This is a genomic window from Rothia nasimurium (assembly GCF_928391935.1).
Lineage (GTDB): Bacteria > Actinomycetota > Actinomycetes > Actinomycetales > Micrococcaceae > Rothia > Rothia nasimurium_D.
The window spans coordinates 1-2417 of sequence record NZ_CAKMTD010000020.1; the positions used below are offsets into that span (position 1 = coordinate 1).

The window sequence follows — 2417 nt, forward strand, 5'->3', positions numbered from 1 at the left end:
TGAGTGGCAGGATCTAGACCCGAAGCGGAGTGATCTATCCATGGCCAGGTTGAAGCGACGGTAAGACGTCGTGGAGGACCGAACCCACTTCAGTTGAAAATGGAGGGGATGAGCTGTGGATAGGGGTGAAAGGCCAATCAAACTCTGTGATAGCTGGTTCTCCCCGAAATGCATTTAGGTGCAGCGTTACGTGTTTCTTGCCGGAGGTAGAGCTACTGGATGGCCGATGGGCCCCACAGGGTTACTGACGTCAGCTAAACTCCGAATGCCGGTAAGTGAGAGCGTAGCAGTGAGACAGTGGGGGATAAGCTTCATTGTCGAGAGGGAAACAGCCCAGACCATCAACTAAGGTCCCTAAGCGTGTACTAAGTGGGAAAGGATGTGGAGTTGCTTAGACAACCAGGAGGTTGGCTTAGAAGCAGCCACCCTTGAAAGAGTGCGTAATAGCTCACTGGTCAAGTGATTCTGCGCCGATAATGTAGCGGGGCTCAAGTACACCACCGAAGTTATGGCAATCAGTTTTTATGACTGGTTGGGTAGGGGAGCGTCGTGTATCCGGTGAAGCTGCGGTGGAAACCAGTGGTGGAGGGTATGCGAGTGAGAATGCAGGCATGAGTAGCGAATCACGGGTGAGAAACCCGTGCGCCGGATGATCAAGGGTTCCAGGGTCAAGCTAATCTGCCCTGGGTTAGTCGGGGCCTAAGGCGAGGCCGACAGGCGTAGTCGATGGATAACGGGTTGATATTCCCGTACCGGCGAAAAACCGCCCATACTGATATTTTGATGCTAACTGTGAGAAGCCGTTTGTAACCTGCACCTTCGGGTGTGGGAGCTTATCGGTGGACTGCAGGACCCGATTTTTGGAGGTAAACGTATTAACAGGTGTGACGCAGGAAGGTAGCCAAGCCACGCGATGGTTGTCGTGGTCTAAGCGTGTAGGGTATCCGGTTGTTAAATGCGCCGGTGTTGGCCTGAGACGTGATGGGACCCCGTTTTGGGGGATTTGGTGATCCTATGCTGCCGAGAAAAGCATCGGCGTGAGGTTTTAGCCGCCCGTACCCGAAACCGACACAGGTGATCAGGTAGAGAATACTAAGGCGATCGAGAGAATCATGGTTAAGGAACTCGGCAAAATGTCCCCGTAACTTCGGGAGAAGGGGAGCCTTGAGCGTGAACCACACAAGCGGTGGGGAGCGTGTATGGGTCGCAGAGAATTGGGGGAAGCGACTGTTTATCAAAAACACAGGTCCGTGCGAAGTCGTAAGACGATGTATACGGACTGACTCCTGCCCGGTGCTGGAAGGTTAAGAGGATTGGTTAGCCTTTTTTGGCGAAGCTGAGAATTTAAGCCCCAGTAAACGGCGGTGGTAACTATAACCATCCTAAGGTAGCGAAATTCCTTGTCGGGTAAGTTCCGACCTGCACGAATGGAGTAACGACTTCCCTACTGTCTCAACCATGAACTCGGCGAAATTGCAGTACGAGTAAAGATGCTCGTTTCGCGCAGCAGGACGGAAAGACCCCGTGACCTTTACTATAGTTTGGTATTGGTGTTCGGTGCGGCTTGTGTAGGATAGGTGGGAGACTGTGAAGCAGGCACGCTAGTGTTTGTGGAGTCGTTGTTGAAATACCACTCTGGTCGCTCTGGATGTCTAACTTCGGCCCGTGATCCGGGTCAGGGACAGTGCCTGATGGGTAGTTTAACTGGGGCGGTTGCCTCCCAAAAAGTAACGGAGGCGCCCAAAGGTTCCCTCAGCCTGGTTGGCAATCAGGTGTTGAGTGTAAGTGCACAAGGGAGCTTGACTGTGAGACTGGCAGGTCGAGCAGGGACGAAAGTCGGGACTAGTGATCCGGCGGTACGTTGTGGAACGGCCGTCGCTCAACGGATAAAAGGTACCTCGGGGATAACAGGCTGATCTTGCCCAAGAGTCCATATCGACGGCATGGTTTGGCACCTCGATGTCGGCTCGTCGCATCCTGGGGCTGGAGTTGGTCCCAAGGGTTGGGCTGTTCGCCCATTAAAGCGGTACGCGAGCTGGGTTCAGAACGTCGTGAGACAGTTCGGTCCCTATCCGCTGCGCGCGTTGGAAATTTGAGAAAGGCTGTCCTTAGTACGAGAGGACCGGGACGGACGAACCTCTGGTATGTCAGTTGTACCGCCAGGTGCATGGCTGATTGGCTACGTTCGGGAGGGATAACCGCTGAAAGCATCTAAGCGGGAAGCCTGTTTCGAGATGAGATTTCCTGGCAGCTTTTGCTGTGTGAGGATCCCTATAGATGATGGGGTTGATAGGCCAGGTATGGACGCGGGGAATGCCCGTGGAGTTGACTGGTACTAATAGTCCGAAGGCTTACACTTTTTAGCTAGTACGTGTTTGTTTGTTTGCGTCCACTGTATGGTTTTGAGATAACAACCC

1 rRNA gene is annotated in these 2417 nt (G+C 53.3%); it reads left to right on the plus strand.

The window, feature by feature from the left end:
* A 23S ribosomal RNA gene (locus L7A15_RS10570) occupies positions 1–2359 on the plus strand; the annotation flags it as partial.
* Between the last annotated feature and the right edge of the window lie 58 nt (positions 2360–2417).